At 59.7% G+C, this 1,426-nt stretch carries 1 protein-coding gene; it reads left to right on the forward strand.

Annotated elements, in window-relative coordinates; genetic code table 11:
- Nucleotides 1-55: 55 nt before the first annotated feature.
- Complete coding sequence (locus Y708_RS0104350; RefSeq protein ID WP_028278980.1) at nt 56-1,408, forward strand: ABC transporter substrate-binding protein; 1,353 nt, start codon at nt 56-58, stop codon at nt 1,406-1,408.
- Nucleotides 1,409-1,426 lie beyond the last annotated feature (18 nt).

The raw sequence follows: 1,426 nt of genomic DNA on the forward strand, positions 1-1,426 counted from the left end.
TTGAACACAACCCCTGCCGTTAACCATCGGCGGGCCGAACAAAAGGATGAATTCAATGCGCAACCTTGTATCACGAACAGCACTGAGGCTGGGCGCAGGCGCGATAGCGGGAGTGCTTCTCCTTCCCGGGTGTTCTGCTGGCCCTGCTGAAGAAACCGCCCAGGAGCCGGCGTCGCAGGAAGAAATCGACAAGGCACTGGAGACGCCCACCGAATTGACGTTTTGGACTTGGGTTCCCGACATCGAGAAGGAGGTTGCCCTTTTTGAGAAGGAATACCCTGCTATTGACGTCAAGGTCGTCAATGCCGGACAGGGCGCCCCGCACTACCAGAAGCTCAGAACGGCCATCGAATCGGGCGAGGGCGCCCCCGATGTGGTGCAGATGGAATACCAGTACATCGACTCCTTCACCCTGACCGATAGCCTGCTCGACCTCGCTCCCTATGGTGCCTCCGATATATCAGTCGACTACTCCGAGTGGGTGTGGAACCAAGTTGCACGAGGGGAAGCCGTCTACGGAATCCCTCAGGACTCCGGACCGATGGGAAACCTGTACCGCAAGGACATCCTCGAAAAGGCCGGCGTGACGGAACCGGCGGCCACCTGGGAGCAGTATGCCAAAGACGCGGAGGCGGTCAGGGAGAAGACAGATGCCTATATCTCCAACCTCGCACCAAACCAAGCCGGTCAGGCGCTCGGACTGCTGTGGCAGGCCGGCTTAAAGCCTTTCGGCTATGACGGCGAAGAGACGGTGACCGTCAACGTCAACGATGAACGCGCCAAAGAGGTGATGCGCTACTGGCAGGACCTGATCGAGAGGGACCTCATCTCGACCGACCCGGACTTCACCGACCAGTGGTACCAAGGACTGGCAAACGGAAAGTACGCCGGCTGGCTTACCGCCGCCTGGGGTCCTGTGTTCCTCCAAGGCACAGCCGGGGAAACCTCCGGCCTCTGGCGGGCCGCGGAACTGCCTCAGTACAGCGAAGGCGAGAGTGTTTCCGGCAACTGGGGCGGGTCCTCCGACGCGGTCCTGAAATCCACGGAGAACCCCGTCGCGGCATATGAGCTTGCAAAGTGGATCAACCATGACAAGTCCTCGACGATGATGTTGGCGACGGAGCAGTTCCTCTTCCCGACACACACCGAGGTGCTCTCCTCGCCGGAGTTCCTGGACGATGAATCCGAGTTCTATGGGGGCCAGAAGGTCAACGGGCTCTTCTCGGAAGTATCGGAAACGGTCGACACGGAATTCGAGTGGCTGCCGTACATGGACTTCGCCTACTCCAGCTATAGCGAGACGGTTGGAAAGGCCATAGCCGACAAGGGCGACCTTGCCGCTGGGCTCGACGCGTGGCAGGAACAATTGACCGCCTATGGCAAAGACCAGGGTTTCACTATCAAGTAACCGTCGGTGCCGGCTGGC

Origin of the sequence: Arthrobacter sp. H5, from assembly GCF_000520595.1 — a bacterium.
In the GTDB taxonomy this organism is placed as follows: domain Bacteria; phylum Actinomycetota; class Actinomycetes; order Actinomycetales; family Micrococcaceae; genus Arthrobacter_D.